Raw genomic sequence first — 26,617 nt, 5'->3', positions numbered from 1 at the left:
TCTTCAGCAAAATCAAACAATTCCGCCGCATTGCCATCCGTTACGACAGGCTCGCGCCCACCTATCGCGCCATGGTCGAACTCGCCGCTGCCCGCCTATGGTTGCGGGCTTGTGAGCCCGCAGCCTAATTGGGGTTTCTCCATTTTCGTCTCAATCCATCTCTGACCAGCTATACCCTTTGAGATGAGAAAATCAGGATTGAAAAATAGATAATGAGTGGGATGGCGAAAATCGTGACCAATCCAAACATCAACCTTCTTACTTTGCCCACGGTGCATTAAGTCCAGTAGAAGGTTTCGTCGACTCGTACCTCTAAGAATGTGAATACAGGTCGGGGCTACTGCGAATGGACCGTCCTGATCCCAGTATCCTGAGGTTGGTTTCGCGATACATCATCAGTCTAGAGAAGCGATCATCTCTGACTCTCGCTTTGTTGGGCAGAATATCTAAACTCCGTCTTCCGCGACCGGGTTCTGGAACATTCCGATTTGGATCACCCTCACGGAGTTTGATCGTTTGGCGCGGTGGACTCAGCCTTCATGATGGCAACTACTCCGTCGTACAGCTTTCGAGCAATCATTTCGGTCTTACCACGATCGCCATTCAGGCCCATGGCGCCAGTCTCCGCTTGCCAGAGACAGTCAACTACATCTTCGACGCTGCCATGACGCAAGATCACACCAAATGCCTCGATTGCATACTCACCATACTCATCCCCCGGCCAATCGGAATTGTGAACGCCGATAGGGTCCCACTCCTTTTCGAGAAGCTCTCTCACGTACATTCTGCATTTTGCAGCGAGTTTCCGTGCCATGGTTCGCGTACACTCTCAATGTGGTAAATGGAAGCATCGGTACACCGTCACTACGCCACCGCCTGAGTCGACGAAAACTCGAACATTGTTAATGGGATCGAAATATATATCGACGCCTCAACCGCAGCTGGGAATGCCTGTGTGAATTGTATTCTCAGTCACGCTACGCGTTAATCCCTTTTGCTGCATACGATCTAAAGCGTGCCCACTGTAGAGTCTGTTGCCAACCGTGGCTGGTGAATTGTGTGAAGGTTTGGACCATGGCACGTTCTCAAATCCGAAATGGCGGTTTTCGGTTCCAACTCCCTTGGTGGAGGTCGAGCTTTGACCTCTGACTCCTTTGAAACCAAGAAGTCCCTTTACATCGTCCCAACCCAATGAGGTGCCGCCCCGAGAAGGACCGTTTCTTCCGGTCATCTCAGTCGCTCCTTCCATTGCACAGTCAAATACGCCCTGAGTTAGGGGACAATCATTCATCAACCCTAGAGGGCCAATCCAGCGATACGGGTTCGACCCAACATAGACGTATGTGTTCGGACCTCCCTGCAATCCGATAGGATCAGATTGAACGTATCGAGCTACTGCAGGCGATGCTAAGGCTGCTACAAGGATCATGGCAAAGAAGGTTGCCATGGCGTGATGCAGTTTCATGCTGTCTTCCCTCACTGAACCGCTTTGGCGTTCTTCATTGTATCAAGGTAGCTCGCGTCGGCATTCTGTGTTGGCTCGCGCCATCCGAGCGCTTCGGCCTTGGATCGCCATAGATTGATCTGCTTGCCCAGTTCGATGAGTCCGGCGTGGCGCGCCGGGGAGATATCCTTCGGCTCCGGATATTGGTCGATGAACTGGCTCTTCATCATTCGGTAATTGGCTGAACTGAGATGAAGCATGGCACGCACGTCCCTGGGATCATGCGCCAGGGCGAGCTTCGCAACGGCAATACGTTCCTTCTCCAGGCCTTGCTGACTGAAGAACTCCATCCGCGTACTCATCATAACGACCACAGTATCTTTCCTGGTCAGTGGTCGCAGGCAGATGCCATTTTCGATGACCGCAGGCTCGATCTGCATTTGCGTTTGATAGGATGCGTCCTGTGTCGGCCCAGCGCCGTCTGTCGTTTCATCGATTTCCGCCGTGGCTGCCACTCTCATGGAGGTTCTTTATGACCTCACGAAGTGAGCCGTCCATATGTTCGCTCGTGCGATCGCCGTCGAATTCCGCGACCGCAACATACGCTGCATCGCCGTCTGCCGGGGCTTTATACGCAGGCTGCACGGCATGCGCGAGGTCGACTTGCTGACCAATTGCGGTGGCGACATTTCAGAAGCCGCCCTTGCCGCGCAGCGGGGGCGCACGTGCGAGCCGGAAGAGATCGCACACGGAACTGTTTCTTGGCAGCAATGAGGCGGGCTTCGTCAGCGGGACGGATCTCTTCGTCGAAAATTACGTCACAGGCAATTGAGCTATGTGCGGCTTGAGCCATAGGCGGGGGTTACGCCGCAAAGTGCGCGGCGTGCCTGGGAAAAAGCGACGTCAGGCCAAGGAGTACATGGGTGGCCAGTTCCTCTCGGGAAAGGCCGTCGGTGCCCGTCAGCAATTCCAGCCACAAGCCTTGTGACAGAGCGGCCAACGTCTTGGCGCAGCGCGTGGCGTCGAGCCCGGCATAGCCACCCTCGGCAATAACGGCCGCGCATAGATCGCGTAAGGTCACGTCGTGAACGGCGTCGGCCGCCGCACAGACAGCGCGATATTTCGGCCGGGCCCTCACCTCGCTCCAGAAAGCGAACCACACGGAAACCTTCCTCCGTTGACATAGATCGGGCCGGAAATACGAGATTAGAAAGGCGCGCAGGCGGGCGGCGGCGTCGTTCTCCGGCACGGCAGCGATATCGGCCCGCCACGCCGCTTCGAACTCCGTCGACATATGCGCCAGAGTGGCGGTAAAGAGCGCGTCCTTGCCGTCGAAATATTGCGTGATCGAGCCCACCGCCATGTCGGCGGAGCGGGCGATGTCGGGGACGGTCGTGTCGACGATCCCCTTCCGGCTGATGCAGTCGATGGTAGCGTCGATCAATTGCCGCCGCCGTGCCTGACGCTTGGCCGCCAAGGCCTCCGGGTTCGCCCGCCGGCGACCGATCGTTGCGGTGGATAGTTCGCTCTGCATGCGGTTCATGGGCCGAAGCTTGGCCCTTTGCCTCCCTGCTGTCAATTATTATGAATGAATGTTCATTCATAATAATTGACTCAACGGACTTCTTGGGGCCAGCATGGTGGCAATGCAAGGAGAGGTGCCATGGTCACAACGGAAACAGCCGCTCACCCAAACGCCGGTACCCGCGCCGGCGGCCGCCAGGCGCGCGTGGCGGCCAGGCGGGCTCAGGCCAAATCAACGGCTGTACGCCCTGGGCTGCCGGGCGGAACCTATCGCCCGCTGAGCGAGTGCGACATGCAACGCATCCACGCGACGGCGCTCGACATCCTCGAGCAGATCGGCATGGGCGAGGCGCCGGCGGAACTGAAGGCGATCGCAGTTGCAAAAGGGTGTCGGCTCAGCGACCCGGGTCGCCTGCTCTTTCCCCGTGCCCTGGTCGAAGACATGATCGGGATTGCAGCCAAGGAACTCTACTATCATGGGCGCAAGCCGGGGCAAGACGTGCATAGCTGCGGCGCGCGCGTCTTCTTTGCGACATCCGGCGAGGCGGTCCGTGTTGTCAACCCGGAGACCGGCGCCTATCGACCTTCCACGCTGGTCGACCTCTACGATTTCTTCCGCATGGCGGACTATCTCGAGCATATCGACTTCTGCGGGCAGACCGTCATCGCCAATGACATCTGCGAGGATGCGCGGTTGCATGCCATCAACATCGCCTATGCCGGTGCCGCCGGCACCACCAAGCCCTTCAGCGTTTCGCTAGCCGACGCCGGGACGGTGGGCGACGTCGTCGCCTTGTGGGACACGATGCTGGGTGCCGAAGGGGCATTTGCAAGGGCACCCTTCGCCGCGATCGGGCTCTGCCCCATCGTCTCGCCCCTGCGCTTCGGGCCGGACACGACCGGCGTCCTCTTGGAGGCTGCCCGCCGGGGTGTTCCGCTTTCCACCTGCACCGCACCGCAGGCCGGCGCCACAGCCCCTGCGGCACTTGCCGGCGCGCTTGCGCAATGTACGGCGGAAGCGCTCGCCATCGTCGTTGTCGCCAATCTCGTCAATCCCGGCACGCCGGTCGATTTCGGCCCCTGGACCTTCGTCGCCGATCTGCGCACCGGTGCCTTCACAGGCGGCAGTGGCGAGGAAGCGGTGCTGCAGGCGGCAGCCGGTCAGATTGCGCGCTTCTACGGCCTGCCGGGAATCGTCGCCGCCGGCATGACCGATGCCAAACGGCCCGACTATCAGGCCGGCTACGAAAAGGGCCTGACGATTGCCTTGAGCGCACTGGCCGGCAGCAACATGATCGGCGAATGCGCCGGCATGATGGGGAGTCTGCTCGGCTGCTCGCTGGAATCGATGCTGCTCGACAACGACCTGGTCGGTGCCGTGCAGCGGACCCTGCGCGGCATCGAGGTGAATGACGAGACGCTATCCTTCGAAACGATCCGCGAGAGCGTGATGGGCGCCGGACACTATTTCGGCAGCCCGCAGACGCTGCGCCTGATGCAGTCCGAGTTTCTTTATCCCAAGGTTGCCGACCGGACGCCGCTCTCGGAATGGGAATATCGCGGCGCACCTGAAATCGTTGCCACCGCGCGCACCGAGGTAAAGAAGATCATGGCCAGGCACTACCCTGATCACATCGACCCGGCGCGCGACCGGATCTTGCGCGAGCGCTTTCCCATACGTCTCTCGCCTGAGGAGATGCGCCCCGGCAACAGCCGCTGGTAAGGACCTTTATCGGGCGGATGAGTTGGCGCGATCGAAGAACTCGCGAAGAACTCGCCCATAGTCGCCTATGGTTGCGGGCTTATGAGTCCGCAGCCTAGCCTCACCACCACAATCCATCAGCAACGCGCTATCCTATTTCCCCCAACCGTTCCCGTTGATTTCCTGCAGGCGACCCCGCCGACCGAACGTTCCTTAGTTCGAGTCCTTCGAACCGACCCTGCCTCCGCGCGCCCATTGCAAGGCCTACCGCACCCAGCGGTGGCGAATGCACTTGCGCCGCTCGGGAGCTGCCGTCGGTCCTGGGCGGCTTTCCCAGGAACGCGTCCCTCGAACCCCATCCGTGATTCGGGAATTACCCACACGCGCGTCGTCTGGTTAGCTAATTGCCTAGAATTTGAGTCGGGATCCGACGCTTACTCAGCCTCTAACTGTTTGACTTCGTTTTGTCATCCGATTCCACTAATATCGACGTTCACAATGCTGCCCGAACTCAGCGTCGTCGCAAAGCTGCCCACGTCGCCAAGGCATTTGCGCCAAAGCCTGCTACTCCGAGGCTCATCAAGCCCGGCCAAATGATGGGTGCCGCGTTGGCGAGGCCGACAGTGCTCAGGGCACTGACCATGAGCCTTGGCGGCGGCGCAAGCTCCAGAACAATGAAGCCGACAGTCGAATACCAGAGCAAGGCGAACAAGCGCCTCATCACTTGATCTGGCTTATCGAGTTTCATGAGAGACGCCGCGTGCTCGATACGCCGCGAAGTGGCAGCCACAAATCGATTGAAAGTAAGTGAGACTGCGATGGCGATCAGCAAGTATGCCAATGCAAGGAATGTCGAGAGGGATGCTCGGGGAATCTGGACGAGATCGAGACGAGACGATCTCAACACAAGGACAACCAGCGTAAGCCCGGAGATCGCGCCTGCTTGGATGAGCGCGGCAATCAGACCAGCTTGGAACAGCCTGAGCATTTCACCAATCTTGTCGCTTAAGTGGCGACGCGCTCCAGCAGAGCCAATAGTCTCTCCAAAATCTCGATCGGTCGCGGCGGACACCCAGGAATGTGGAGATCGACCGGCACGACGCCGGCAACCCCGCCTTCGACCGCATAACTGCCGGAGAAGCAACCACCGTCCAACGCGCAATCGCCGACGGAAACCACCCATTTGGGATTGGGCATGGCTTCGTAGGTCCGCTTCAGCGCGTCGCGCATGTTCTTGGCAACCGGTCCGGTCACCAGCAGGACGTCGGCATGGCGCGGCGAGGCGACGAAACGGATGCCGAAGCGCTCGACGTCGTAGAAGACGTTGTTGAGCGCGTGGATCTCTAGTTCACAACCATTGCAGGATCCGGCATCGACTTCGCGGATCGAAAGGCTGCGGCCGAGGCACTTGCGCCCTGCCCGGCCGAGCGCCGCGGCGAGTTCCGCGACCGCCGCATCGTCGGGCCGCGGCGCGCGCTCGGTGAATGGTGATCGGAACAGGCTCTCCAGCAGCAGGGTTCTCATGGCGTCACCCGGTCAAAGATCGTGGCCCGAATATGAGCAGTTGAACGACTTATTGCAGAGCGGGAAGTCCGCGACGATATTGCCCTCGATCACGGCTTCCAAGAGCGGCCACTGGAACCACGATGGATCGCGCAGATGGCAGCGGGCCACGGCGCCCTTCTCGTCCAGTCTGAGCCAGGCGAGGACATCGCCGCGAAAGCCTTCGACGATGGCCATGCCTTCCCGCTGCTCGGCTGCCGGTGCCGGTTCGCTGCGGATGGCGCCGGACGGCAGCGCGTCGAGGATCTGTTCGATCAGGCGTACGCTCTGTTCGACCTCGCGAATGCGGACCCAGACGCGGGCGTTCACGTCGCCGTCGGGGAGTTCTGGAACCTCGAAGCTGAGCACATCGTAGGGCGGCATGCGCAGCGCACGCCGCGCGTCGAAACGCCGGCCCGAGGCGCGACCCACGAAGCCGCCGGCGCCGTACTGCCGTGCGAGTTCGGGCGAAAGGGTGCCGGTTCCCACGGTGCGATCCTGCAGCGACGCCGTGTTATCGTAGATCGCGATCAGCTTGGGCAGCCGCTGGCGAATCTCGGCGACCGCGGCCCGCATGCCGGCCGCACCGTCGCGATCGATGTCGGCGGTGACGCCGCCGGGCACAATCCGGTCGCGCATCAACCGGTGGCCGAAAACGGCATCGGCAGCCCGCAGCACTCGCTCGCGCAATGCGCCGCAATGGGCATGCATGATCGAGAACGAGGCGTCGTTGCAGATCGCACCGATATCGCCGAGATGATTAGCCACCCGCTCGAGCTCGGCCATCAGCGCGCGCAGCCAAGCCGCGCGTGGCGGCGCCTCGGTTCCCAGCGCCGCTTCGGCGGCGCGGGCGAAGGCCAGCGCATAGGCGACGGTACTGTCGCCGGAGACCCGCCCGGCCAGCCGCGCCGCCTGGTCGAGACCGGCACCGCAGAGCAGGCTCTCGACCCCTTTATGCGTGTAGCCTAAGCGCTGCTCCAGGCGGACGACCGTCTCACCGTTGGTGGTGAAGCGGAAATGTCCGGGCTCGATGATGCCGGCATGAACCGGCCCGACGGCAATTTCGTTCAGGCTCCGTCCCTCGGCAGGCAGGAACGCATAGGGCGGCTCCGCGCGGTCGGGCAGCGGCGCACCGAGGGGATGACGTTTACCCCACTGCCCGTGATCGAGCCAGGGCCTCAAGTCGGGCAAGCCTTCCGGCTCGAGGCCGAACAGATCGCGGATCGCGCGTTCCAGGCGCAGCGCCGGCGGATGCAACCGGCCGACCGAAGGATAGCGCCGGTCTGGGCAAGACAGGCTGATGACCGCGACCGTTTCTCCCTCGAGCAGCGCCATATGGACGGTGTCCGTCTCGGCCCAGAGCGCGAGCAGCGTGCAGGCGCCATCGGCCAGCCCGATCAAGGCCGTGCTCCAAGCGGGCGTGTCGACTACAACGCGCGGATACGGCATGTGCCGCGTGACGGGGCGGCCATCAGTGAGAAGTTCGTTCAGCATCGCCATGCGCGCGGCCTATCCGAGGAGTTGGGCGACATGCTGGAACCAGGAGACCAGCGGTCCGGGCAGGAAGATTCCCGCGGCCAGCACCACGGCGAAATGCGCATACATCGGGAGGTAGGATGCATGCGTCGGCGCCGCGGTGCCCTCCGGCTCGCCGAAGGCCAGTCCGCCCAGCCGCAACATCAGCGCCCCGAAGCCGACCAGGAGCCCGAAGACCAGCAGGATCGCTAGCAAGGGCTCGCGGGCGAAGGTCGAGCTCACGATCAGGAACTCGCTCATGAACACGCCGAATGGCGGCAGGCCGGCGATGGCGAGCACGCCGATCACCAGCCCCCAACCGAGGCTTGGATGACTCTCGGTCAGGCCGCGGATGTCGGCGATCTTCTGCGTGCCTTTCACCTGGGCGATGTGGCCCACGGAATAAAAGATCGCCGACTTGGTCAGGCTGTGCATGACCATGTGCAGCAGGCCGGCGAAGTTGGCGAGCGGGCCGCCCATGCCGAAGGCGAAGACGATGATCCCCATATGCTCGATCGAGGAGTAGGCGAACATGCGCTTGATGTCGCGGCGCCGGTACAGCATGAACGCGGCGAAGATCAGCGAGACCAGCCCCATGGTCACCATCAGCGGCCCGGGTGCCAGGGCCTCCGGGCTGGCGGCGAGCATGATCTTGAAACGCAGCACGGCATAGAGGGCCACGTTCAGCAGCAGCCCGGACAGCACCGCGGAGATCGGCGTCGGGCCTTCGGCGTGGGCGTCGGGCAGCCAGGCGTGCAGCGGGGCGAGGCCGACCTTGGTGCCATAGCCGAGCAGCAGGAAGATGAAGGCGAGGTTCAAGAGCGCCGGCTCGAATGCGGCGGCATGCTGGATCAGCACCGTCCAGACCATGGCATCCTGGCCTTCGCCAACGACTGGGCGGGCGGCCATGTAGACCAGGATCGTGCCGAACAGCGCGAAGGCGATGCCGACGCTGCCGAGGATGAAGTATTTCCAGGCGGCTTCGAGCGCTTCGTGGGTGCGGTAAATTCCGACCATCAGCACGGTCGTCAGGGTGGCAAGCTCGACCGCGACCCACATCAGGCCGATGTTGTTCGACACGAAAGCGAGGTTCATGCCGAACATCATGATTTGGAACATCGCATGGTAGAAGCGAAGATAGATCGGGGTCAGCCGGCCGGTCTCAAGCTCATGGGCGATATAGCTGGCACTGAAGATGCTGGTGGTGAAGGCGACCACCGCGTTCAGCACGATGAACACGACGTTGAGGTCGTCCACCAGCAGGTATGCGCCGGGCTCCGGCCGCTCGCCGACCAACAGCGAGAGTGCCGCCAGGAGGGTGAGGCCGCTCGCCAACAGGTTCAACCGGGCCGTGATCCGGTAGCCCGGCAACGCCGCCAGGATCGCGGCGGCGGCGATCGGGATCAACAGGACGGCGGAAACCGCGTGCTGGGAAAACATCGTCATCGCCGTTCACCCCGGAAGTCGTCCAAGGCATGGTCGTCCACCGTATCGAACCGCTCGCGGATCCGGAACAGGAAGACACCGATGACGATGAAGGCGATCAGGATCGAGAAAGCGACGCTGATCTCGACCACCAGGGGCATGCCCTTGGCGCCGGTCGCCGCCAGCACCAGGCCGTTCTCCAGCGACATGAACCCGACCACCTGACTGACCGCGTTACGGCGCATGATCATCATGAGCAGGCCGAGCAGCACGACCGAGAGCGCCATGGCCAGGTCCTCGCGCGCGAGCGGATCGGCACTGGAAGTGACCCGGAGCATCAGCACCATGGAGAGCGTGACGAGGCCGATGCCGAGCAGCATGGTGGTGCCGATGCCGGCGACCGTCTCAATGTCGCGATGAATGCCGAGCTTCTGGATCATATTGTGGAGCGCCACGGGAATCACGATGCCCTTGAACACCAATGCGATCGCCGCCGTCACGTAGAGATGCGGCGCGCCCTGGATGAACGCCTGCCAGGCGACCGAAAGGGCGAGGACGACGGCCTGCAGCGCGAAGACGTTGAGCAGCGCATAGAGCCGGTTCTGGTACAGCATCAGGAAGCTCACCAGCAGCACGCCACCGGCGAGGAGATGCGCGACATCGAAGGCGAGCCGATGCATCAGAGACTCCTCGATACGAATAGCAGCAGCACGCCGAGCAGCCCCAGCATGAGCGCCGCGCCAAGGAACTGCGGGACCCGGAACACCCGCATCTTCGCGGTCGCGGTCTCCAACAGGGCCAGCGCGGCGCCGCAGGCGGTCAGCTTCAAGCCATAGACGGCGAGGCCCAGCGCGTAAGCCGCGAGGCCCGCGGTCGAGCCGGTGAGTTGCCACGGCGCGAAGACCGATGCAATCAGCGAGACATAGAGCAGCAGCTTCAGCGCGGCGGCGAGCTCGATCATCGCCAGATGCCGGCCGGAATATTCGAGCACCATCGCCTCATGCACCATGGTCAGCTCCAGATGGGTCGCTGGATTGTCGATCGGGATCCGGGCATTCTCGGCTAGCGACACGATGATCAGCGCGACCAGCACCATGCCGAGCGAGACGCGCAGCCCCACCGCGTTCGAGGCCAAGTAGGCGGCAATGGTGGAGAGCTGGGTCGAGTTTGCCAGCAAGGCCAGGGTGAAGATCACCATCAGCATCGCCGGCTCCGCCAACGTCGCGATCATCACCTCGCGGCTGGAGCCGATGCCACCAAAGCTGCTGCCCACGTCCAGGCCGGCGAGGGCCAGGAAGAAGCGCGCGCTGCCCAGGAGCGCCACGATCGCGATCAGGTCGGCGGTCCAGCTGAACATCAGGCCTGTCGCGAAGGTGGGAACCAGCGCCGCTGCGACCCAGGTGGTCGCGAACACGAGATATGGCGTCGCACGGAACAGCCAGGAAGCGTTTTCCGGCAGCACGACCTCCTTGCGCAGCAGCCGGAGGAGGTCGCGATAGGGCTGAAGGACCGATGGGCCGCGGCGGCGCGCGAGGCGTGCCTTGGCCTTGCGGACGAAGCCGGTGAGCAACGGTGCCGCCGCCAGCACCAGGGTCATCTGAGCCCCTTGAACCAGGATGTCCGGGATCACGGCCATAGGGTCAGCGCGATCAGCAGGAGGATGAGCGAGCAGAAGACCAGCGTGAGATAGCGCCGGATGGTCAGGAACTGCAGCCGATTGAGCTGGCCGGCCGCGAACGACACCGCAGCAACGATCGGCGCATAGAGATTCTCCCAGATCAAGTCATGGACCACCAGGGTGAACCGGGCCGGGCCGGTCTCTCCCGGCCGGGGCATCTCGACCTGCTCCCTGGCGCGGAACACCACAGTGCCGAACACCCGCACGAGCGGCTGCGCGAAGCTGCCGGCGGTGTATTGCATCGCCGCGGTCAGCTCGGGAAAGCCGCAGCCCCAGAGCGGCGCCCGGCGGACTTCCCGCGAGGCCAGGCGATGGATGGAGAAGGCCGCGAGCGACGCGGCGGCCGCCACGAACAGAAAGACCAGCAACCCGTTATAGGAGCTGTGGCTCTCGGCAATCGGAATGACCGAGAGCCAGGCGATGTGGGTCTGCACCGGCATCCTCGCCCCGAGCAGCATCTCGACCGCCGCCGAGAAACCGTCGATGGCGAAGCCGGGAAGGATGCCCGCCAGGATGCAGAGGCCCGCGGGGACCAACATCCCCGCCAGCGAGCAGCGGTCAACCTCGGCCGCTTCCGCCAAAACCGCAGTCCTTGCCCGGCCGAGGAAAGTCATGCCGAAGGCCCGGACGAACGACGCCGCCACCAACGCGGCGGAGAGTGCCAACAGGCCGCCCACCGCCGGCACCAGTATCTTCAGCCCCCATTGCGGCAGGTCGGGGCTCTGCAGGATCGCCTGGAACACCAGCCACTCCGAGGCGAACCCGTTCGACGGCGGCAGCGCCGAAGCGGCAATGCAGCCGACCAGGAAGGCAAGGCTGGTGAGCGGCATCCGGTGGATCAGGCCGCCGAGCTTCTCCATGTCCCGCTCGCCCGTCGCGGTTAGCACGGCGCCGGCGCCGAAGAACAGCAGGCTCTTGAAGGAGGCGTGGTTAAAGACGTGAAACAGCGCGGCGGTCAGGGCCAGGGCAGCAGCCGCGTTCATGCCGTTGGCCCGGAACGCCAGCGCCAGGCCTAGGCTGACGAAGATCAGGCCGACATTCTCGATCGTGCTGAAGGCGAGCAACCGCTTCAAGTCGTTCTCGAGCTGAGCGTGCAGGATGCCCATGACCATGGTCACGCTGCCCGCCAGCAGCACAACGACGGCGCACCACCATTCCGGCGCGCCCAGGAGGTCGAAGGCGACCCGGATGAAGGCGTAGATGGCGATCTTGGTCATGACGCCGCTCATCAGCGCCGAGACGTGGCTCGGCGCCGCCGGATGGGCGAGCGGAAGCCAGACATGCAAGGGAATCAGGCCAGCCTTCGATCCGGTGCCTAGGAGGACGAGGATGAGCCCGAGGCCGGCGACGAAGGGCGTCGGCTGCGCGGCGCGGATGGCGTCGAAGCCGTAGCCGCCGTCGGAGCCGGACAGCAGGCCGAAGGCGAGCAGCAGGGTGAGCGTGCCGAAGCTCGCCATGAGAAGATAGATATAGCCGGCGCGCCGGTTCTCCGCGTCGCGATGATGCGCCATCACCAGGGCCCAGGACATGACGGACATCAGCTCCCAGGCGAACAGGAAGGTGAAGGCGTCATCCGCCAGTATGACCAGGTTCATCCCGGCGAGGAAGGCCGGGAAAAACGGCAGGATCCGATGCGGCGCCGGGTCATGCCGCCCGTAGCCGAGGCCGTAGAGGCTAGCCAAGGCGCCGCCGAGATTCACCACGATAAGGAAGAACGCGGCGAGCGCATCCAGCCTGAAATGCACGCCGATCCACGGCAGACCGAGCGGCAGCGCCAGGACCGATGCGGGGACCGATGCGGGAACCGAACCCTGCAGCAGATAGTTTGCGCCGGAGGCCAACGCCAGAACGCTGACGATCAGCGCTGCCGCATAGATCACGCGGGTCGCTACAGCCGAGCGGCCGAGTGCGATCGCCAGCACGCCGATGGCCAGAAATCCGACGGCCGACCAGCAGGCGAAGGCGACCGGCGGCATTTAGGCCTCGGCCTTCCGGCGCTCCGCCGACCTTGCGCCGCCGCGCCTTGGCTTGGTGATGTCAGACACGGCCGTGAGACGGACACCGCGTCCACCCGCCATGCTGGCGGCGCCTTCGCCGATCAGTTCGATCCCAGCGCCGTCGAGCGCGGCCACCAGCTTTGTCAGCGAGTCCACATTGCCACGGATCGTGCCCTCGCTGGTCTCCATGCGCTGGATGGTCGGCACCGACAGCCCCGACAGCTCGGCAAGCCGTCGCTGGTCGATGGCGAGCAGGGCCCTGGCAGCCCGAAGCTGTGCGGCAGTGATCACGATGGTCGACCGCCTATTGAATATGAAAATTCAATATCAGCGTATGCATTGTGCTATGGCATCGTCAACAATTGATATTTGAAACTTCATCGCCTTCGGCATAGGTGCGATGACATACTTCAGTCGTCCGATCTGCTATTTGCCTCAAACGTGACTCGTTACCTGCCGCCTCTAAGCACCTAAGTGCATGATTCAAATAGGTCTACCGATTCGCTATTAACCGGGTCTGACATCGATAAAAATGAGGGCCCAACCGGACGGTGCCCTCGTTCGATCCGACAGTTACTCGGCCGCTTGCGCGGCTGGAATCGGTGCGCCCCGCCGAAGCTTCTGACCGGTGAAGCTGCGCGTTTCGGGGATTGGAATGCCGACCTCCTCAAACTGCGACATCAGCTCGGCTTTGCGCTGCCTCAACTGTTCGCCCAGCGAATCCATATCCAGGCCCGCCGCGCGGGCCTGGGTGAACAGACCTTCCGAGCGCATCTCCTCCTCATGGACATGGTGCTCGATCTGTTCGGAGAGAACCTTGACTTTCGCATCGTAGAATTCATCGACTGGCGAACCAGCCTCGATTTCGGCGATGAGGATCTTGGCGCCGTCATGTTCGACATAGGCTTCCTGCAGCAAATCCTCTTTCACCGCTTCCTTGCAAGCTGGATAGAAGATCTCTTCTTCGATCAAGGCATGAATCGTGAGTTCCATGCAGATATGCTTCGCCAGCAGAGCCTTCCGCTCCGCCTTGCGGGCTTTTTCGAACGATCGGAATAATCCTTCGACCTTGCGGTGATCTTCCTTGAGGAGGGCAATCGCATCCAATTTCGCACGAGCCACGTCAAGTCTCCATCTGGCTAGGCGCACCAGGCGCGGGCTGAACCGGACGCCATCCGGCCCAGATATGAAAGGGTGAATTCGATTGCCGCCGATGCGTTCCCGACGCCGGCACGAATTCGGCCGATACCGCCGGAGGTTTAGCGAGCGTCGCTGCGGAACGAGCCCAATATCCGACATTCGGTGTTTCAGCCTCAACGGGCCGGTGTCATGCCTTGCGCGGCGTCGCGCGCAGGAGGCGATCGGTCAGGGCCGGCGGCAGCGTTCCGAACAGCCAGGCAATGAAAGCCGTCGGCCACGGAAAGGATATCCGCGCGCGATTGCAGGCGAGGCCGTTCTGAATGATGCGCGCCGCCTTATCGGCTGGCATGAGAAAGGGCATCGGAAAGTCGTTGACCGCTGTCATCGGGGTGACGACGAAACCCGGCATGATGACGCTGACGCCTATCCCCCGGTCGGCCACCGCACCGCGCAGCCCTTCGCCCCACACTTTGACGGCCGCTTTCGAGCCGCAATAGGCCGGTGCGCCTGGAAATCCGCGCTGGCCCGCCAGTGAGGCCATGATACCGATTTGACCCGCGCCCTGTACCATGAGCAAAGGCAGGGCCGGCAGAACCGTGTTGAGAACGCCGTCGACATTGACCGCGAAGATCGCCCTCACCTGGGCATCGCTTTCGACGCCGGCATGCGTACCGCCGGAGATGCCGGCATTGGCGATCACCAGATCGAGCGGGCACCGGCGATGCGACCGGCCGATCCAATCCGCCATCGCTTCGGCGGCGGTGACGTCGATCGCTTCCGTTGCGACGGCAGCTCCTTTCGCCCGGCATGCAGCGGCAACGGAGTCGAGCAATTCGGCGCGACGCGCACCGAGATGAAGCTGCACATCCGGTGCCGCGTAGGCGTAGGCCAGCGCCTCCCCCAGGCCGGAACTGGCGCCTGTAATCAGGATCGACCTGAAGTCCCTATTCATGTGACATCCAATTCTTGCCTGAGACCGGAACTTCTGCGCATTTCCGCCCGACTTGCCAGCCGCCGCAGCTTCCGGGATGATAGCGGCGCTTTGCAAGGGGGATAAATTGTCGATTGCCAGCATGACCGGATTCGCGCGTACCAGTGGCGCGGTTGGGGACTTCCTGTGGACCTGGGAGCTGAAATCGGTCAATGGCCGCTCGCTCGACGTGCGCTGCCGCGTGCCGCAAGGCTTCGAAGCGATGGATGGCGCCGTCCGCCAGGCCGCGGCGGAACATCTGAAACGCGGCAACCTCTCGGTCAATCTCAGCGTGGATGAGATCGCCAGCCGGGGTCGCCTCACGGTCAACCGCGAGGCCCTGGATCAGATCCTGGACCTGGTGGGCGAAATGAAGGGTCGGGTCGATGCCGCCCCGCCTAGCCTCGATGGGTTGCTTGGGCTGAAGGGAGTACTCGAGATCGACACACCGCCGGTCGACGAGGCAACGATGGTCGAGCGGCAGCGGGCGATCGAAGCGGGCCTTCGGCAGGCAATGGCCGAGCTCGGCGCCATGCGCCGGGTCGAGGGTGCGCGGCTTGCCGGCATGATTCTGTCGCATCTCGACGAAGTCGAACGGCTGCGCGTTGCGGCGGTGGCCACCGCCAGTGCGCAGCCCGGCAACATCCGCCAGCGCCTGGAAGAGCAGTTGAAGCAATTGATACCGGAAGGCGTTCCAGTCGATCCCGAGCGGCTGGTGCAGGAGCTGGCCATCATCGCGGGTCGCGCCGATGTGCGCGAGGAGATCGACCGGCTGGCGGCCCATGTCGAGGCCGCGCGCGACCTCATTGCCAAGGGTGGCGCCGTCGGCCGCAAGCTCGACTTCCTGTGTCAGGAATTCAACCGCGAAGCCAACACACTCTGCTCCAAGGCTGCCGATCTTGCCTTGACCAACCTCGGGATCGAGCTTAAGGCAGCGATCGAACAGCTGCGCGAGCAGATTCAGAACATCGAGTAAGAGTGCGATCCGTGTCCGAAGCGTTGTCGAGCCATTCCGGTTTCATCGAAATCCGCCGCCGCGGCCTGATGCTGGTGCTCTCCTCGCCCTCGGGTGCCGGCAAGACGACGATCTCGCGCCGGTTGCTTGAACTGGAGTCGCAGCTGGCACTTTCGGTCTCGGCGACGACGCGCGCCAAGCGGCCGGGCGAAACGGCCGGTGTCGATTATCATTTCGTCGACGCCACGGAATTCAACCTGATGATCAACCGCGGCGACTTTCTGGAATACGCCAAGGTGTTCGACAATTACTACGGCACGCCAAAGGCGCAGGTGGCCAAGGAAATCGCCCGCGGACGCGATATTCTGTTCGATATTGACTGGCAAGGCACGCAACAGCTGGCCCACAATGCGCGCGAAGATCTGGTCAGCGTCTTCGTCTTGCCGCCCTCCACGCGCGAGCTGGAACGCCGCCTGCACAGCCGGGCCCAGGACAGCGCCGAAGTGGTAGCCAAGCGCATGGCCAAGGCGGCCGACGAGATGAGCCATTGGGCGGAATACGATTACATCATCGTCAATCACGATATCGATTCGAGCGTGGACAGCGTCCGCGCCATCCTGCGCGCCGAGCGGCTGCGCCGGCAGCGGCAGGTCGGCCTGACCGATTTCGTCAAAGGCCTCAGAGAGGGCCAATAGAGCGCGCACCCGCAACCCGCCTCGCCTTGAAGGCGCGCGCCAGCGTGCAGAACTGCTCGATGCTCAATTCCTCGCCCCGCGCCGTCGGGGCGATGCCGGCAGCCAACAGCACTTCTTCTGCCTGGGGCAAGACCTGGCGCAGCGACTGGCGCAGCATCTTGCGGCGCTGTCCGAAGGCAGCGGCCGTCACTTTTTCCAGCACGGCCGCATCGGCGGGGAACAGTGGTTCGGATCGCGGGACGAGTTGAACCACGGTCGAGGTGACCTTGGGGGGTGGCGTGAACGCACGCGGCGGCACATCGAACAGGCGCTTTACTTCGGCCCGCCATTGCGTGGCGATGGTGAGGCGGCCGTAATCCTTGGTGCGAGGCCTGGCCAGCAGACGGTCGGCCACTTCCTTCTGGAACATCAGCGTCAGGCTGGTGAAGGCTGTACCCGCCTCGAGCCACGCCATCAGGAGCGGCGTTGCGACATTGTAAGGGAGATTGGCGACGATCCGCCGCGGCGCGGTCCCGAGCTTGCTCGCATCCACTTTGAGCGCATCGCCCTCGATGATCTGCAGGCGCCCCGGATATGCCGCCGAAATTTCCGCAAGCACGGGCTGAAAGCGGCGATCCCGCTCGACGACGATTACTTCACGGGCGCCATGGTCCAGCAACGCCCTTGTGAGGCCGCCGGGACCCGGACCGATCTCGATCACGCTCCCCTTGTCCAGGGGCGCTGCAGCACGCGCTATCCGTCCGGTCAGGTTGAGATCGAACAGGAAGTTCTGGCCCAATGCGCGGTTGGCGCTGAGACCGTGGCGGGCGATCACCTCGCGCAGGGGCGGCAGAGGCAGTGCGACACCTTTGTCGCCGCTCATAGGCGGATATCGATCACCGCAGCGCGCCGCAGGTCCGAGAGATAGCCGCGCGCCAGCGTATCCAGGCGCTGGCGGCCGAGCCGATCGGCGACACTGACGCGGGACAGGGCCGCATCGTCACCGCTACCCCGGTTACAGACGACATAGATGCCAACGCCGCGCGCAGAGCGGATGGGCGGGCTGGGCTCTCCGATCGGCTGATTGAGCGCGTAAGGCTGCACCTCGGGCGGCAGGTCGTTGACGAGTACATTACCGAGACTGCGATGAACGCCCGGCTTGGCATCGGGTGCCACATTGTTCATGTCGGCACATGATTGCACACGCGGAATCAAGGTATTGGCCTGTGAAATGGCCTTGTCGACCTCGGATTCGGCGGCATTTGCCGGGAGCGACCACAGGATCTGCTCCATCTCGACCGTACCGGCGGCGACATTGCGCGCATCGATAATACGCGTCGAGCGCACCAGGAAGACATAATACCCGCCGGCGCCACGCACCGGCCCGCCGATCCGGCCGGGCGGCAAGGACTGCACCACCTGAGCGACGGACGGGTCGAGCATGTCGAGCCGCACCCAGCCCCAATCGCCACCGCGGATGGCCCCTTGATCCTGCGAAAATTCGCTGGCCAGCGCCGCAAAATCCGCGCCCTGCTCGAGCTGCTCCTTGAGGCGCTGCGCGGATTGCTGCACGCTGGCCTCGCCGCCACCGCCCGACGACAGGTAGATTTGCGAAAGCCGATACTCGGTCTGACCCTGCGCCGCCTGGATCGCGGCCAGCGCCTGATCGATTTCCTCATCGGTAATCTTGACCTGCGAGCGCAGCCGGCGCTGAACGAGGCGCGCCCAGCTCAGTTCGGTCTTGATCTGGTCGGCCAGCACGTCGATCAGAATGCCGTTGCTCTGCAACGTGGCGGCGAATTCGTCCGTGGAAAGACCGTTCCGCTTGGCGATATCGTCGATGCGCCGCTGAACTTCGGCGGCGGCAACGGGAATGTTCTGCCGCTTTGCCTCCTGCGACTTCAGCCTTTCGTCGATCATGGTGCGCAGCAATGTGGGCAGCAGGCGCTGGCGGCTTTCCGGCGTATCGTTGAGCTTGGCCGAAACCATCGCCAGACGCATGCGCACGAAAAGGTCGAGCTCGGTAATAACATCCTCATTGACGACCGCGACGATCTTCAGCGCATCCTGGGCCGCGGCCCGCTGCCCCGATACACAGAGGGCGGCCATAAGACAGAGAGCACCGAGAGCGATTGCGCGAAACCTGGTCAATTTAGCCATCATAAAATTTGATCCCAAACAACGGCTGGCGGTCGAACGCGCACCGCTAGAAACTCGAACCGATATTGCCGAGATTGGTGAAGCGGAATTGCACGATCGCGGTGAAGTCGCCGCTCGTATCCTCTTCATCGCTCTCGGGCGCATAGGATGCCTGCAGTAGCATGCCGAAGCACTCGTCCTGATACTCCAACAACGACCCGACGGCGAGAAGTTCCGAATCGTGGATATCGTAGGAGCCGCTGGTCCCGATGGTCCAGTATTCGCCCAGCTTGGCGCGAATGCTGGCACTCACCTGTTCTTCCTTGCCGCCATCGACATCGTCTTCGATCTGAATGTAGTGAAGATCGAACCGCAGCTCCTCGGGCCCGGTCGCAATCCCCAGGTCCTGCCGGTTCATATCGAGATCGTCGACATCGAGCCGGAAACGGTAAGAAAGATCGAGCCAATCAGCCGGTACGACCGCGACACGGCCGACCAGATCGGAAAGATCCTCGTCGATCCCGCTGCCATCGCGGATTTCATCTCCATCGTTCCAGAAGCGCAGACTCTGGCCGAGGAAAACGTCGGCATAACCGCCTTCGGGCAGATAGCCGGTCCATTGGAAGCCGTAATTCAAGCGCGAGCCGGAATCGACCCGGTCGAGGCCGGAGAAGCGGTCCGGATCGAACACCTTCGTATCGTCCCATTCGAATGCGAGGCTGTCGTCGTTGGGAATCTTGCCAGTGTTGCAGCAATCGGGAGCCAGGACCAGCTGCGCGATCGGCTGGAAGACCTGGGTGATGCTCTGGCCCGGATGAACGAAGGGATAGCGCCATTTCAGGCTGGCTTCCGGAAAGAACCGGCCGGCTGCCCCATCGAAATCGCCATCGTCGCCGGTCACATCGTTGGAATTCTTGTCTACATCGTCAACGATATAGAGATCGCTCTGAAATGAAACCTTGAGCTCATAGATGTCGCCGATCGAGCTGGTGTAGGGCAGCGTCCAGCTGGGGCTGACCGAAAAGCGCAGCGAATCCCGCTCGTCCTCGCGCACGATGTTGCGGGTGTTGACGTTGAGGCCCCAATAGGCGCCATACTGGCCCGGCTCGCCCACGAAATTGTAGTTGATCGAGGGCAGCACCATGGGTGCATTGTCGGAATCGAAGTCCTTGTCGGTGGACTGGAACCCCATCGCCCGCGCGTCGAAATAGGACCGGCCGAAGAAACCTTCGGCCCAAAGCTGATTCTCCAGCCAGTCGGGCGAGCCGAAATGATATTGGCGCAGATAGGTCTTATCCATCGCCAGCTTGCTGTTGAAGCCCCAGCGCCAGTCGCGGTTGATCTCGAACAGGCCGTCTCCTTCGATATGGCCGCGGAGTTCATTGTTCTTCACGACCGTACTGTCTTCGTTGCCGACACGGTCTTCCTGGGTTCCCGACAGTTCCAGACGGAAGGCGCCATTGCGGACGCGCTGGCGGTATTCGACGTCACCGACGGCGCCGGCCGAATCCGGATTGCCACCGACGCGGACGATCGGGGTGAGGGTCAGGTCCTTATCCGGCCCCAAAGTGACGAAATAGGGCTGCGCATATTGATAGCCAGCCCGGCCCGACGAGGCGGAGAAGCGCGGCTCCAACAGGCCGGACATGCGCTCGACCCCCGGAGCCGGATGCTGGAAATAGGGTGTCCAGAAGATCGGCAGCCCCCACATTTCCATCCAGGCATTGTGGTAGGTGATGGTCTGGGCGGTGTCGTCCTGAACCACATCCCGCGCCTTGACCTGCCATAGCGGCTGCCGGCTCGGGTCTGTCTTGCAGGGCAGGCAGGGCGTATAGGCCGCGTTCTTGAGGATCAGCTGGTTGCCGCCAACACGCTGGGCACTCTGCGCAACCAGACGGGATTTGTCTTTGAACAGGGCCTTGAAGCTCTGGACGATGCCGTCGTTAAAGTCTTCACTGACATCGGCATAGTTGCCGAACAGCGTATCGCCATTGGGCATCAGCATGGCGACATTGCCATTCGTGGTGACCGTCTTGGTCCGCTCGTTGTAGGTCAATGTGTCGGCCATGATGATCTTATCGCCGCGCTGGGCCTCGACATGCCCGCGTGCGACATAGATGCCGAAATCCTCGTCATAGCCGACCTCATCGGCCACCAGATGGACGGTATCGTCGGCTTTGGCAGCGTTCGTCGTCCCCATGGCGACAACGAGGCCATAGAGGGCAGCGCCGAAGGCTGTACCCAACAAATCAAACCGCGCCAAAGTCACTACCCCCAAACGCCCTGTCGAATGCTTTTTCGGTCCGGCCTTTTACTGGCCGGGAAACTGCCGGCTAAAGTAGCATGCCGCGCCCATTCGTCCACAGATTTCAGTAGGTTGGCGCATAGTACCGGTGATGCTGGTGCATTGGCGGGGCAATTCCGTTTGTGCTAAGGCTTCAAATCATATCGGTCGACGACTCGCCTTTCCGGTGCTGTCGTCGTGTCGCATTCAGGCAATTTCCAGCGGCCGCCGCTTTCCCCCGATCGATAGCGGAGAACGGTCGCGAATTCGCGAAAAAGCAGGAGAAATCAAGATGAAGGTCACCTTTTCCAAGCCGGAAGTGCCCGCCCAGGGCGCCTATATTGTCGGCGTCATGGAGGGTCGCAAGCTGACCGCCGCCGCCGCCCAGGCGGAAAAAGCCACAAAGGGTGCGGTCTCGCGGGCGCTCAATGCCAGCCGGTTCAAGGGTGGCCATGACGAGCAACTTATTGTGCTGGCTCCGCAGGGCCTGGATGCCACGCGGCTGATTCTGGCCGGTTTCGGCAACCCGGCCAAGCTCGACGCCTTTGCGATCGAGGCGATCGGCGGCCGCCTGGCCGCTGCCCTTAACGGAGCCGGCGAACGCGAGGCCACGATCGCCGTCGAAACCCTGCCCGGCAGCAACCTTACCGAGGCGGAAATCGCCGCCCGGCTCGCGACCGGGGCCCGGCTGCGGTCTTACCGGTTCGATAAGTATCGCACCAAGGAGAAGCCGGAACACAAGCCGACCCTGAAGAAACTGACCATCACACTGGCCGATCCCGGTGCCGCTAAAAAGACCTTCGACCCGCTCGACAAGATCGTCGATTCGGTCATGGTCACCCGCAACCTCGTCTCGGAACCCGCCAATATCATCTATCCGGCGACCCTGGCCAAGGAGGCGAGCAGTCTTGCCGAACTCGGCATCACGGTTCAGGTGCTGGGTGAAAAGGAGATGAAGAAGCTCGGCATGGGCGCCCTGCTCGGCGTCGGCCAGGGGTCGGAGCGTGAAAGCCAGCTCGTCACCATGCAATGGAATGGCGCCGGCGATTCCAAGGCGAAGCCGATCTGCTTCGTTGGCAAGGGCGTCACGTTCGATACCGGCGGCATTTCGATCAAGCCGGCCGCCGGCATGGAAGACATGAAGTGGGACATGGGCGGCTCGGGCGTCGTCATCGGCCTCTTGCGCGCCCTCGCGGCCCGCAAGGCCAAGGTCAATGCGGTCGGCGTCATCGGCCTGGTCGAAAACATGCCTTCCGGCACCGCCCAGCGCCCTGGCGATATCGTGACCTCGATGTCGGGCCAGACGATCGAAGTGCTCAATACCGATGCCGAAGGACGGCTGGTGCTGGCCGACGCGCTCTGGTACGCGCAGGAGCATTTCCGCCCCAGGGCAATCATCGACCTCGCGACACTCACCGGTGCGATCATGGTGGCTCTCGGCACGGAACATGCGGGCCTCTTTGCCAATGACGACGATCTGGCGGACAAGCTGGTTGCCGCCGGCAAGGCGACGGGAGAATTGCTGTGGCGCATGCCGCTGGCCCCGTCCTATGACCGGCTGCTGGATTCACCGGCTGCGGATATGAAGAATATCGGCGGCCGCTACGGTGGTTCGATTACGGCGGCGCAGTTCCTCCAGCGTTTCGTCCAGAAAGGCACACCCTGGGCGCATCTGGATATTGCCGGCGTCACCTGGAGCGAAAAGGACAAGGCAACCACGCCGAAGGGCGCCACGGCCTTCGGCGTGCGCCTGCTGGAGCAGTTGGTGGCCCGGAATTACGAAGACAAGTAACCCGGTTCATGGCGGAGATCCGTTTCTACCACCTGACCAGATCGCGGCTGGAGGATGCTTTGATCCGCCTCCTCCGCCGCATTCTGGACAGGCCGGACCGCGCGGTGGTGATAGCGGGTTCGATGGAGCGGGTCGAGGCCCTCAACGCTCATTTGTGGACATTCGATCCGGCAAGCTTCCTGCCTCATGGCTCGGCCCGCGACGGCAATGCGTCCGAGCAGCCGGTCTATCTGACGACCAGCCTGGAAAACCCGAACCGCGCGAAGTTCCTTCTGCTTTGCGACGGCGCGCCTGCCCCCACCTGCGATGACCTGGCCGCTCAGGGCTTCGACCTCGTATGCATCCTGTTCAATGGACAGGATGAGGAGGCGCTGACGGCGGCCCGCGCCACATGGCGCGACTACAAATCGGCACAGCAGCAGCTTGTTTACTACCAGCAAGACGAAGATGGCGGCTGGATCGAAAAAGCGCGGCAATAAGCGCGCAGTCAGCCGTTAAATTCTTACATTATCGTGCAGGGCGATGCGATCTGATGCCGTCGCCCCCTGGACTTCCGAGCCCGTTGGAATATCTTTATTTAACGAATGCGGGGCTATGCTCGCGCAGGCAATGTTGCCGCGTCGCCCGCTGGAAATTGCAATGCGCAGAGCAGTGGACTTTTGCGGAAAAAATGAAACGAATTAAATCTATTCGTCAGCGATTGACCGGCGGCCGGCGCCTCGATGATCGAGGCGTCGCCATCGTGGAATTCGCCATCATTGCCCCGGTCCTGTTTCTCATCACATTCGGTATCGTCGAGATCGGCCTGATGATGGCCACGCTGACGACGATCGAAGGCGGCCTCAAGCAAGCTTCGCGCTATGGCATAACGGGGCAGACTCCTTCCGATGCCACGCGCCAGGAAAAGATCAGGGCCATCCTCGAGCAACATACGATCGGCCTCGTCGATTTCAGCGAGGCCACGTTCACTGTAAAGACCTATCCCAGTTTTTCCGGTGTCGGCCAGCCGGAGCCGTTCGTCGACAGTGCCCCTGGCGATCCTGACGACCCGAATCCATGCCACAATGATCGGTATGACGATCCCTCTACCGGCTGCTTCGAGACGTTCACTGACCTCGATGCCGACGGAACATGGGACGAAGATATCGGCGAGGACGGCGCCGGCATGGGTGGCGAGGTCGTGTCCTATACGGTCGATATTCCATGGCGCATCATGACGCCGGTCTTCGATCGATTGTTCGGCGAGGGAGAGGACCGCGTTCTTCCGCTCCACGCGACGATCGTCGTGCGCAACGAACCGAATCTGTATCAGGAGTAGTTATGGGCGCAACTTCTTCTGCACCTCGCGCTCTTGCGCCGTTTCAATTTGACCGGGGTTCGATGGCTGTCGAGATGGCCTTGTTCCTGTTTTTCTTCTCGACCCTGTTTCTTGGCACTTTCGAGGTTCCTCGCTTCTTGTTGATCGGCCAGAAGATGGAACGAGCTTCGGCTTCGATGGCGGATTTGATCGCTCAGATAGATCCGTCTCTGGGCAACGAGCAGGCGAAAATCGACGATCTGTTCGAAGCTGCCAATGGGCTGATGGAGCCGTACGACCTCACCACCGAGGGTCGCGTTATCATCACTTCTCTATCCAATCCAACTGGAGACGCCGAGGAAATTGCTTGGCAACAAATGAGTCCGGGGGCGTTTTCCGCCGCTAGCAAGATTGGCGAACCGGGCGGTACTCCGGTCCTGCCGGGTGGCCTCGTTGTCCGAGAAGGAGAGAATATCATCGCCGCAGAAATTGTGTTTAAGTACACGCCCTTGTTCGGCTCGATGATATTCGAAGAGCGCACACTTTATTCACGCTCCTTCACGCGGCCTCGCTTCACAAATCTCACGGATATACCGGACTGAGCGATCTCTGGCCTCCCAAGCGAAGATGCGGCGCCGAACATAAGCTTGAACGGTGCCCATAAGGCACCCGTGAAGCTTATTTCGACAGCCTCAAGACTGACAGGCTCGCGGCAATCTTCTTGAATGCACTCTGCAATGCCGCGGCGTCGTTTGCCTGATAGTAGTAGGGAGCGTTCGGCTCGGTTGCGACCGACTGCAATAGGGTCTTCAGCGAGGCGCTTGGCTCATCATATTGGACAACATAGATTTTTACTCCTTTGGCCGGATCGAGTCCTTTGATATTTGCAGCCAGCTGCTTGAGACGATTATTCAGATTGTTATTCTCCGTGCCACTTATCTTGCCATGCTTGTTAGTCGTACCGGCGCCAGTGCCAGGCCCGAAGACGCCCTTGTAGGCATCGCCGTTTTCACCGGTAATTTCACCGTCGGTGAGAAACACAATGGCTTGAGTTCTCGTGAATGGTACCGACGCCTTGGCTTCGTTAAATGGCTCCCCCGACATCAAGACTTCCCAAGCCCAATAGAGACCTTGGGGAGCGTTGGTATTACCCTCTGGCTTTGAGCTGGGGGGGGCATAGAGGCCATCAATCGCGTTGATGACGAGTTGTTTTGACGTCGCATCTCGAACGCCCTGCAACGGCAGGATTCCGTGCGTAATGAGTCTGGTGCAATCGTTGTAGTTGGCGTCGCCCTGATTGGGATTGGCATTGACCCAATAGGATGGCGCCGGCCCGACGGACGTAGGCGGAGTCGGATCCGAGGGAGGATCATTCCAATAGGCCTGATAGCAGTTCTTGCTCCGGCTATTCCAGTTCGAGCCCTCTCCACTGCTGGGCCAGCTACCGCTTACCGGCTCCCCTTCCAGGGGTGGGATGGCTTCGAATGCCCGCCAATCCTTACCACCGAAATTGCCATAGCCCAGCTTTAGATCGCCGTCGTTGCTCTCATTGTTCGGAACCGCGGCGGCCGGGGGACTGGAAGTCGCCGCCCGATAATCATCGATATAGCGAGCATAAACGCCACCCGTCCATCCCGTCGGCGGCTTATCGAAGAAGCGCACCGGAGAGATATTGGTGACCCAAACGTGGTCTTGGGCAATCCCAGTCCTTGGATGAATGACATCTGTTGTCACCATGAGCTTTGTGGCCGCCGCCGGGTCGTAGACTGCGTTGTTGACGGCCGTGTTGTACCGAACATTGACCTTCGCGCTCCATGGCACCATACCGATGTTGAGCAACGAATAGTCGATACCGTTGATGATAACCGACTTTGGATTGGGATCTGCATAGAGGGTTTCGATGAGCGTCTTTGCGGCCGTTTCGGCAGCCTCGATCTTCGTACAAGGGCTGCACATCGAACCCGACATGTCGATCGAAATAACAACGTCGAGGCCATTGAGACCGCGCACTGCCGATGCTGCGGCGCCAACGGTGATCGTCTTGAAACCAAGGACAGACATCAGCGTCGAATCAATCGACGCCTTTGCATCGACGCTAACGGTATTGGTCGTCGCATCCTGCACGACATGAGGACCATCGAGAACTGCATCGAGTTGTTGGGCGGGGAAGTTCGCATTGAAGAACATGGTTATGTCGGCATCGACATTGTCGGTGCCCAGCGACTTGGCGCCGGCGAGCGCTGCGGCATCGAGGGCTTGCGAGAGGCGCGCTTTCAGCATGTAGCCGCGTGCCGTATCGACAGCCATGCCGGCACAGCCGATGAAGACGGTGAGCGCGATGCCAACCCAGATGGCAACCGACCCACGCTCATCGGCGCCGAACCGGCTCAGCATCGACTTCTGCGGCGCGACACCCGAGAGATCAAGAGACCGATACGTCATGGCTTCCTCTCACATTCCCGAAACCGGGTCTTCATCTGCGGACATGCACAAACACTTGCCCGAAAAGGCCTGCATTTTATCAATCCGAACTTTTAGA

At 61.9% G+C, this 26,617-nt stretch carries 26 protein-coding genes and 1 pseudogene; 9 read left to right on the top strand and 18 right to left on the bottom strand.

The genetic code is table 11. From position 1 onward, the window contains the following. Positions 1-128 (top strand): annotated as a pseudogene (locus ACE3TY_RS17030) (IS5/IS1182 family transposase); the annotation flags it as partial. Between the two features lie 371 nt (positions 129-499). On the opposite strand, the gene ACE3TY_RS17025 reads toward ACE3TY_RS17030, so the two are convergent. The 3 genes from ACE3TY_RS17025 to ACE3TY_RS17015 all read right to left on the bottom strand — a co-directional run bounded on the left by ACE3TY_RS17025 (position 500) and on the right by ACE3TY_RS17015 (position 1,965). Further along, positions 500-814, bottom strand: a complete 315-nt coding sequence (locus tag ACE3TY_RS17025; RefSeq protein ID WP_374655134.1) for a hypothetical protein — start codon at positions 812-814, stop codon at positions 500-502. Positions 815-931: 117 nt separating this feature from the next. Beyond that, on the bottom strand, positions 932-1,429 hold the full coding sequence (locus tag ACE3TY_RS17020) for an RHS repeat-associated core domain-containing protein (RefSeq protein ID WP_374655145.1): 498 nt from the start codon (positions 1,427-1,429) through the stop codon (positions 932-934). 47 nt (positions 1,430-1,476) lie between these two features. Further along, positions 1,477-1,965, bottom strand: coding sequence for a hypothetical protein (locus ACE3TY_RS17015; RefSeq protein ID WP_374655132.1), 489 nt, complete (start codon positions 1,963-1,965; stop codon positions 1,477-1,479). Between the two features lie 37 nt (positions 1,966-2,002). On the opposite strand from ACE3TY_RS17015, the gene ACE3TY_RS17010 reads away from it, so the two are divergent. Beyond that, on the top strand, positions 2,003-2,218 hold the full coding sequence (locus tag ACE3TY_RS17010) for a hypothetical protein (protein WP_374655130.1): 216 nt from the start codon (positions 2,003-2,005) through the stop codon (positions 2,216-2,218). An 88-nt stretch (positions 2,219-2,306) separates the two neighbouring features. On the opposite strand, the gene ACE3TY_RS17005 is transcribed toward ACE3TY_RS17010, so the two are convergent. Beyond that, entirely contained in the window at positions 2,307-2,987 is a 681-nt protein-coding gene (locus ACE3TY_RS17005) for a TetR family transcriptional regulator C-terminal domain-containing protein (RefSeq protein WP_374655128.1), read from the bottom strand. A 120-nt stretch (positions 2,988-3,107) separates the two neighbouring features. Here ACE3TY_RS17005 and ACE3TY_RS17000 point away from each other — a divergent pair, with 120 nt between their 5' ends. Beyond that, the gene (locus tag ACE3TY_RS17000) at positions 3,108-4,691 is read left to right on the top strand and encodes a trimethylamine methyltransferase family protein (RefSeq protein ID WP_374655126.1); all 1,584 of its coding nucleotides are present in this window, start codon (positions 3,108-3,110) and stop codon (positions 4,689-4,691) included. A 490-nt stretch (positions 4,692-5,181) separates the two neighbouring features. On the opposite strand, the gene ACE3TY_RS16995 is transcribed toward ACE3TY_RS17000, so the two are convergent. From ACE3TY_RS16995 to ACE3TY_RS16950, 10 genes are all read right to left on the bottom strand, one after another. After that, complete coding sequence (locus tag ACE3TY_RS16995; RefSeq protein ID WP_374655124.1) at positions 5,182-5,658, bottom strand: hypothetical protein; 477 nt, start codon at positions 5,656-5,658, stop codon at positions 5,182-5,184. 17 nt (positions 5,659-5,675) lie between these two features. Beyond that, positions 5,676-6,194 (bottom strand): NADH-quinone oxidoreductase subunit B family protein, encoded by a 519-nt coding sequence (locus tag ACE3TY_RS16990; RefSeq protein WP_374655122.1) that lies wholly within the window; start codon positions 6,192-6,194, stop codon positions 5,676-5,678. A 12-nt stretch (positions 6,195-6,206) separates the two neighbouring features. Next, positions 6,207-7,712, bottom strand: coding sequence for an NADH-quinone oxidoreductase subunit C (locus tag ACE3TY_RS16985; RefSeq protein WP_374655120.1), 1,506 nt, complete (start codon positions 7,710-7,712; stop codon positions 6,207-6,209). Between the two features lie 9 nt (positions 7,713-7,721). Then, complete coding sequence (locus tag ACE3TY_RS16980; protein WP_374655118.1) at positions 7,722-9,173, bottom strand: hydrogenase 4 subunit F; 1,452 nt, start codon at positions 9,171-9,173, stop codon at positions 7,722-7,724. Beyond that, positions 9,170-9,832 (bottom strand): hydrogenase-4 component E, encoded by a 663-nt coding sequence (locus ACE3TY_RS16975; RefSeq protein ID WP_374655116.1) that lies wholly within the window; start codon positions 9,830-9,832, stop codon positions 9,170-9,172. Before ACE3TY_RS16975 ends, ACE3TY_RS16980 begins: the two co-directional genes overlap by 4 nt. Continuing rightward, positions 9,832-10,788 carry a respiratory chain complex I subunit 1 family protein gene (locus ACE3TY_RS16970; protein WP_374655114.1) on the bottom strand — a complete coding sequence of 319 codons (957 nt, stop codon included), beginning with the start codon at positions 10,786-10,788 and terminating at the stop codon, positions 9,832-9,834. Before ACE3TY_RS16970 ends, ACE3TY_RS16975 begins: the two co-directional genes overlap by 1 nt. After that, positions 10,779-12,806: a hydrogenase 4 subunit B gene (gene hyfB, locus ACE3TY_RS16965; protein ID WP_374655112.1), complete on the bottom strand. Its 2,028-nt coding sequence runs from the start codon at positions 12,804-12,806 to the stop codon at positions 10,779-10,781. The genes ACE3TY_RS16970 and hyfB overlap by 10 nt, the downstream gene beginning before the upstream one ends. Next, on the bottom strand, positions 12,807-13,118 hold the full coding sequence (locus ACE3TY_RS16960) for a transcriptional regulator (RefSeq protein ID WP_374655110.1): 312 nt from the start codon (positions 13,116-13,118) through the stop codon (positions 12,807-12,809). 282 nt (positions 13,119-13,400) lie between these two features. Then, positions 13,401-13,949: a hemerythrin domain-containing protein gene (locus tag ACE3TY_RS16955; protein WP_374655108.1), complete on the bottom strand. Its 549-nt coding sequence runs from the start codon at positions 13,947-13,949 to the stop codon at positions 13,401-13,403. Positions 13,950-14,154: 205 nt separating this feature from the next. Beyond that, the gene (locus ACE3TY_RS16950) at positions 14,155-14,919 is read right to left on the bottom strand and encodes an SDR family NAD(P)-dependent oxidoreductase (RefSeq protein WP_374655106.1); all 765 of its coding nucleotides are present in this window, start codon (positions 14,917-14,919) and stop codon (positions 14,155-14,157) included. 121 nt (positions 14,920-15,040) lie between these two features. On the opposite strand from ACE3TY_RS16950, the gene ACE3TY_RS16945 reads away from it, so the two are divergent. Both ACE3TY_RS16945 and gmk read left to right on the top strand, forming a co-directional pair. Continuing rightward, positions 15,041-15,913 carry a YicC/YloC family endoribonuclease gene (locus tag ACE3TY_RS16945; protein WP_374655104.1) on the top strand — a complete coding sequence of 291 codons (873 nt, stop codon included), beginning with the start codon at positions 15,041-15,043 and terminating at the stop codon, positions 15,911-15,913. Positions 15,914-15,981: 68 nt separating this feature from the next. Beyond that, complete coding sequence (gene gmk / locus ACE3TY_RS16940; RefSeq protein ID WP_374655143.1) at positions 15,982-16,587, top strand: guanylate kinase; 606 nt, start codon at positions 15,982-15,984, stop codon at positions 16,585-16,587. On the opposite strand, the gene rsmA is transcribed toward gmk, so the two are convergent. From rsmA to ACE3TY_RS16925, 3 genes are read right to left on the bottom strand one after another with little or no spacing between them, the layout of a single operon-like run. Further along, positions 16,571-17,449, bottom strand: coding sequence for a 16S rRNA (adenine(1518)-N(6)/adenine(1519)-N(6))-dimethyltransferase RsmA (gene rsmA / locus ACE3TY_RS16935; RefSeq protein WP_374655102.1), 879 nt, complete (start codon positions 17,447-17,449; stop codon positions 16,571-16,573). The genes gmk and rsmA overlap by 17 nt on opposite strands. After that, entirely contained in the window at positions 17,446-18,726 is a 1,281-nt protein-coding gene (locus ACE3TY_RS16930; RefSeq protein ID WP_374655141.1) for a peptidylprolyl isomerase, read from the bottom strand. Before ACE3TY_RS16930 ends, rsmA begins: the two co-directional genes overlap by 4 nt. A gap of 46 nt (positions 18,727-18,772) precedes the next feature. Further along, positions 18,773-20,953 (bottom strand): LPS-assembly protein LptD, encoded by a 2,181-nt coding sequence (locus tag ACE3TY_RS16925; protein WP_374655100.1) that lies wholly within the window; start codon positions 20,951-20,953, stop codon positions 18,773-18,775. Between the two features lie 328 nt (positions 20,954-21,281). On the opposite strand from ACE3TY_RS16925, the gene ACE3TY_RS16920 reads away from it, so the two are divergent. From ACE3TY_RS16920 to ACE3TY_RS16905, 4 genes are all read left to right on the top strand, one after another. Continuing rightward, positions 21,282-22,781 (top strand): leucyl aminopeptidase, encoded by a 1,500-nt coding sequence (locus tag ACE3TY_RS16920; RefSeq protein ID WP_374655098.1) that lies wholly within the window; start codon positions 21,282-21,284, stop codon positions 22,779-22,781. 8 nt (positions 22,782-22,789) lie between these two features. Then, entirely contained in the window at positions 22,790-23,260 is a 471-nt protein-coding gene (locus tag ACE3TY_RS16915) for a DNA polymerase III subunit chi (RefSeq protein WP_374655096.1), read from the top strand. Positions 23,261-23,343: 83 nt separating this feature from the next. After that, the gene (locus ACE3TY_RS16910; protein WP_374655094.1) at positions 23,344-24,099 is read left to right on the top strand and encodes a TadE/TadG family type IV pilus assembly protein; all 756 of its coding nucleotides are present in this window, start codon (positions 23,344-23,346) and stop codon (positions 24,097-24,099) included. Between the two features lie 2 nt (positions 24,100-24,101). Then, positions 24,102-24,680 carry a hypothetical protein gene (locus tag ACE3TY_RS16905; RefSeq protein ID WP_374655092.1) on the top strand — a complete coding sequence of 193 codons (579 nt, stop codon included), beginning with the start codon at positions 24,102-24,104 and terminating at the stop codon, positions 24,678-24,680. A gap of 76 nt (positions 24,681-24,756) precedes the next feature. On the opposite strand, the gene ACE3TY_RS16900 is transcribed toward ACE3TY_RS16905, so the two are convergent. Further along, a complete protein-coding gene (locus ACE3TY_RS16900; protein WP_374655090.1) occupies positions 24,757-26,520 on the bottom strand; it encodes a pilus assembly protein TadG-related protein in 1,764 nt (587 codons plus the stop codon). Positions 26,521-26,617: the final 97 nt, after the last annotated feature.

It is taken from the genome of Dongia sp. (genome assembly GCF_041918875.1).
Lineage (GTDB): Bacteria > Pseudomonadota > Alphaproteobacteria > Dongiales > Dongiaceae > Dongia.
This window is presented reverse-complemented; position numbering and strand designations above follow the sequence as displayed.

Bases quoted from the DNA above. Each gene is read 5' to 3' on its own strand.
- ACE3TY_RS17025 (WP_374655134.1), bottom strand. From the start codon at position 814: ATGGCACGGAAACTCGCTGCAAAATGCAGAATGTACGTGAGAGAGCTT.
- ACE3TY_RS17020 (WP_374655145.1), bottom strand. From the start codon at position 1,429: ATGATCCTTGTAGCAGCCTTAGCATCGCCTGCAGTAGCTCGATACGTT.
- ACE3TY_RS17015 (WP_374655132.1), bottom strand. From the start codon at position 1,965: ATGAGAGTGGCAGCCACGGCGGAAATCGATGAAACGACAGACGGCGCT.
- ACE3TY_RS17010 (WP_374655130.1), top strand. From the start codon at position 2,003: ATGTTCGCTCGTGCGATCGCCGTCGAATTCCGCGACCGCAACATACGC.
- ACE3TY_RS17005 (WP_374655128.1), bottom strand. From the start codon at position 2,987: ATGAACCGCATGCAGAGCGAACTATCCACCGCAACGATCGGTCGCCGG.
- ACE3TY_RS17000 (WP_374655126.1), top strand. From the start codon at position 3,108: ATGGTCACAACGGAAACAGCCGCTCACCCAAACGCCGGTACCCGCGCC.
- ACE3TY_RS16995 (WP_374655124.1), bottom strand. From the start codon at position 5,658: ATGCTCAGGCTGTTCCAAGCTGGTCTGATTGCCGCGCTCATCCAAGCA.
- ACE3TY_RS16990 (WP_374655122.1), bottom strand. From the start codon at position 6,194: ATGAGAACCCTGCTGCTGGAGAGCCTGTTCCGATCACCATTCACCGAG.
- ACE3TY_RS16985 (WP_374655120.1), bottom strand. From the start codon at position 7,712: ATGGCGATGCTGAACGAACTTCTCACTGATGGCCGCCCCGTCACGCGG.
- ACE3TY_RS16980 (WP_374655118.1), bottom strand. From the start codon at position 9,173: ATGACGATGTTTTCCCAGCACGCGGTTTCCGCCGTCCTGTTGATCCCG.
- ACE3TY_RS16975 (WP_374655116.1), bottom strand. From the start codon at position 9,832: ATGCATCGGCTCGCCTTCGATGTCGCGCATCTCCTCGCCGGTGGCGTG.
- ACE3TY_RS16970 (WP_374655114.1), bottom strand. From the start codon at position 10,788: ATGGCCGTGATCCCGGACATCCTGGTTCAAGGGGCTCAGATGACCCTG.
- hyfB (WP_374655112.1), bottom strand. From the start codon at position 12,806: ATGCCGCCGGTCGCCTTCGCCTGCTGGTCGGCCGTCGGATTTCTGGCC.
- ACE3TY_RS16950 (WP_374655106.1), bottom strand. From the start codon at position 14,919: ATGAATAGGGACTTCAGGTCGATCCTGATTACAGGCGCCAGTTCCGGC.
- ACE3TY_RS16945 (WP_374655104.1), top strand. From the start codon at position 15,041: ATGACCGGATTCGCGCGTACCAGTGGCGCGGTTGGGGACTTCCTGTGG.
- gmk (WP_374655143.1), top strand. From the start codon at position 15,982: ATGCTGGTGCTCTCCTCGCCCTCGGGTGCCGGCAAGACGACGATCTCG.
- rsmA (WP_374655102.1), bottom strand. From the start codon at position 17,449: ATGAGCGGCGACAAAGGTGTCGCACTGCCTCTGCCGCCCCTGCGCGAG.
- ACE3TY_RS16930 (WP_374655141.1), bottom strand. From the start codon at position 18,726: ATGGCTAAATTGACCAGGTTTCGCGCAATCGCTCTCGGTGCTCTCTGT.
- ACE3TY_RS16920 (WP_374655098.1), top strand. From the start codon at position 21,282: ATGAAGGTCACCTTTTCCAAGCCGGAAGTGCCCGCCCAGGGCGCCTAT.
- ACE3TY_RS16915 (WP_374655096.1), top strand. From the start codon at position 22,790: ATGGCGGAGATCCGTTTCTACCACCTGACCAGATCGCGGCTGGAGGAT.
- ACE3TY_RS16905 (WP_374655092.1), top strand. From the start codon at position 24,102: ATGGGCGCAACTTCTTCTGCACCTCGCGCTCTTGCGCCGTTTCAATTT.
- ACE3TY_RS16900 (WP_374655090.1), bottom strand. From the start codon at position 26,520: ATGACGTATCGGTCTCTTGATCTCTCGGGTGTCGCGCCGCAGAAGTCG.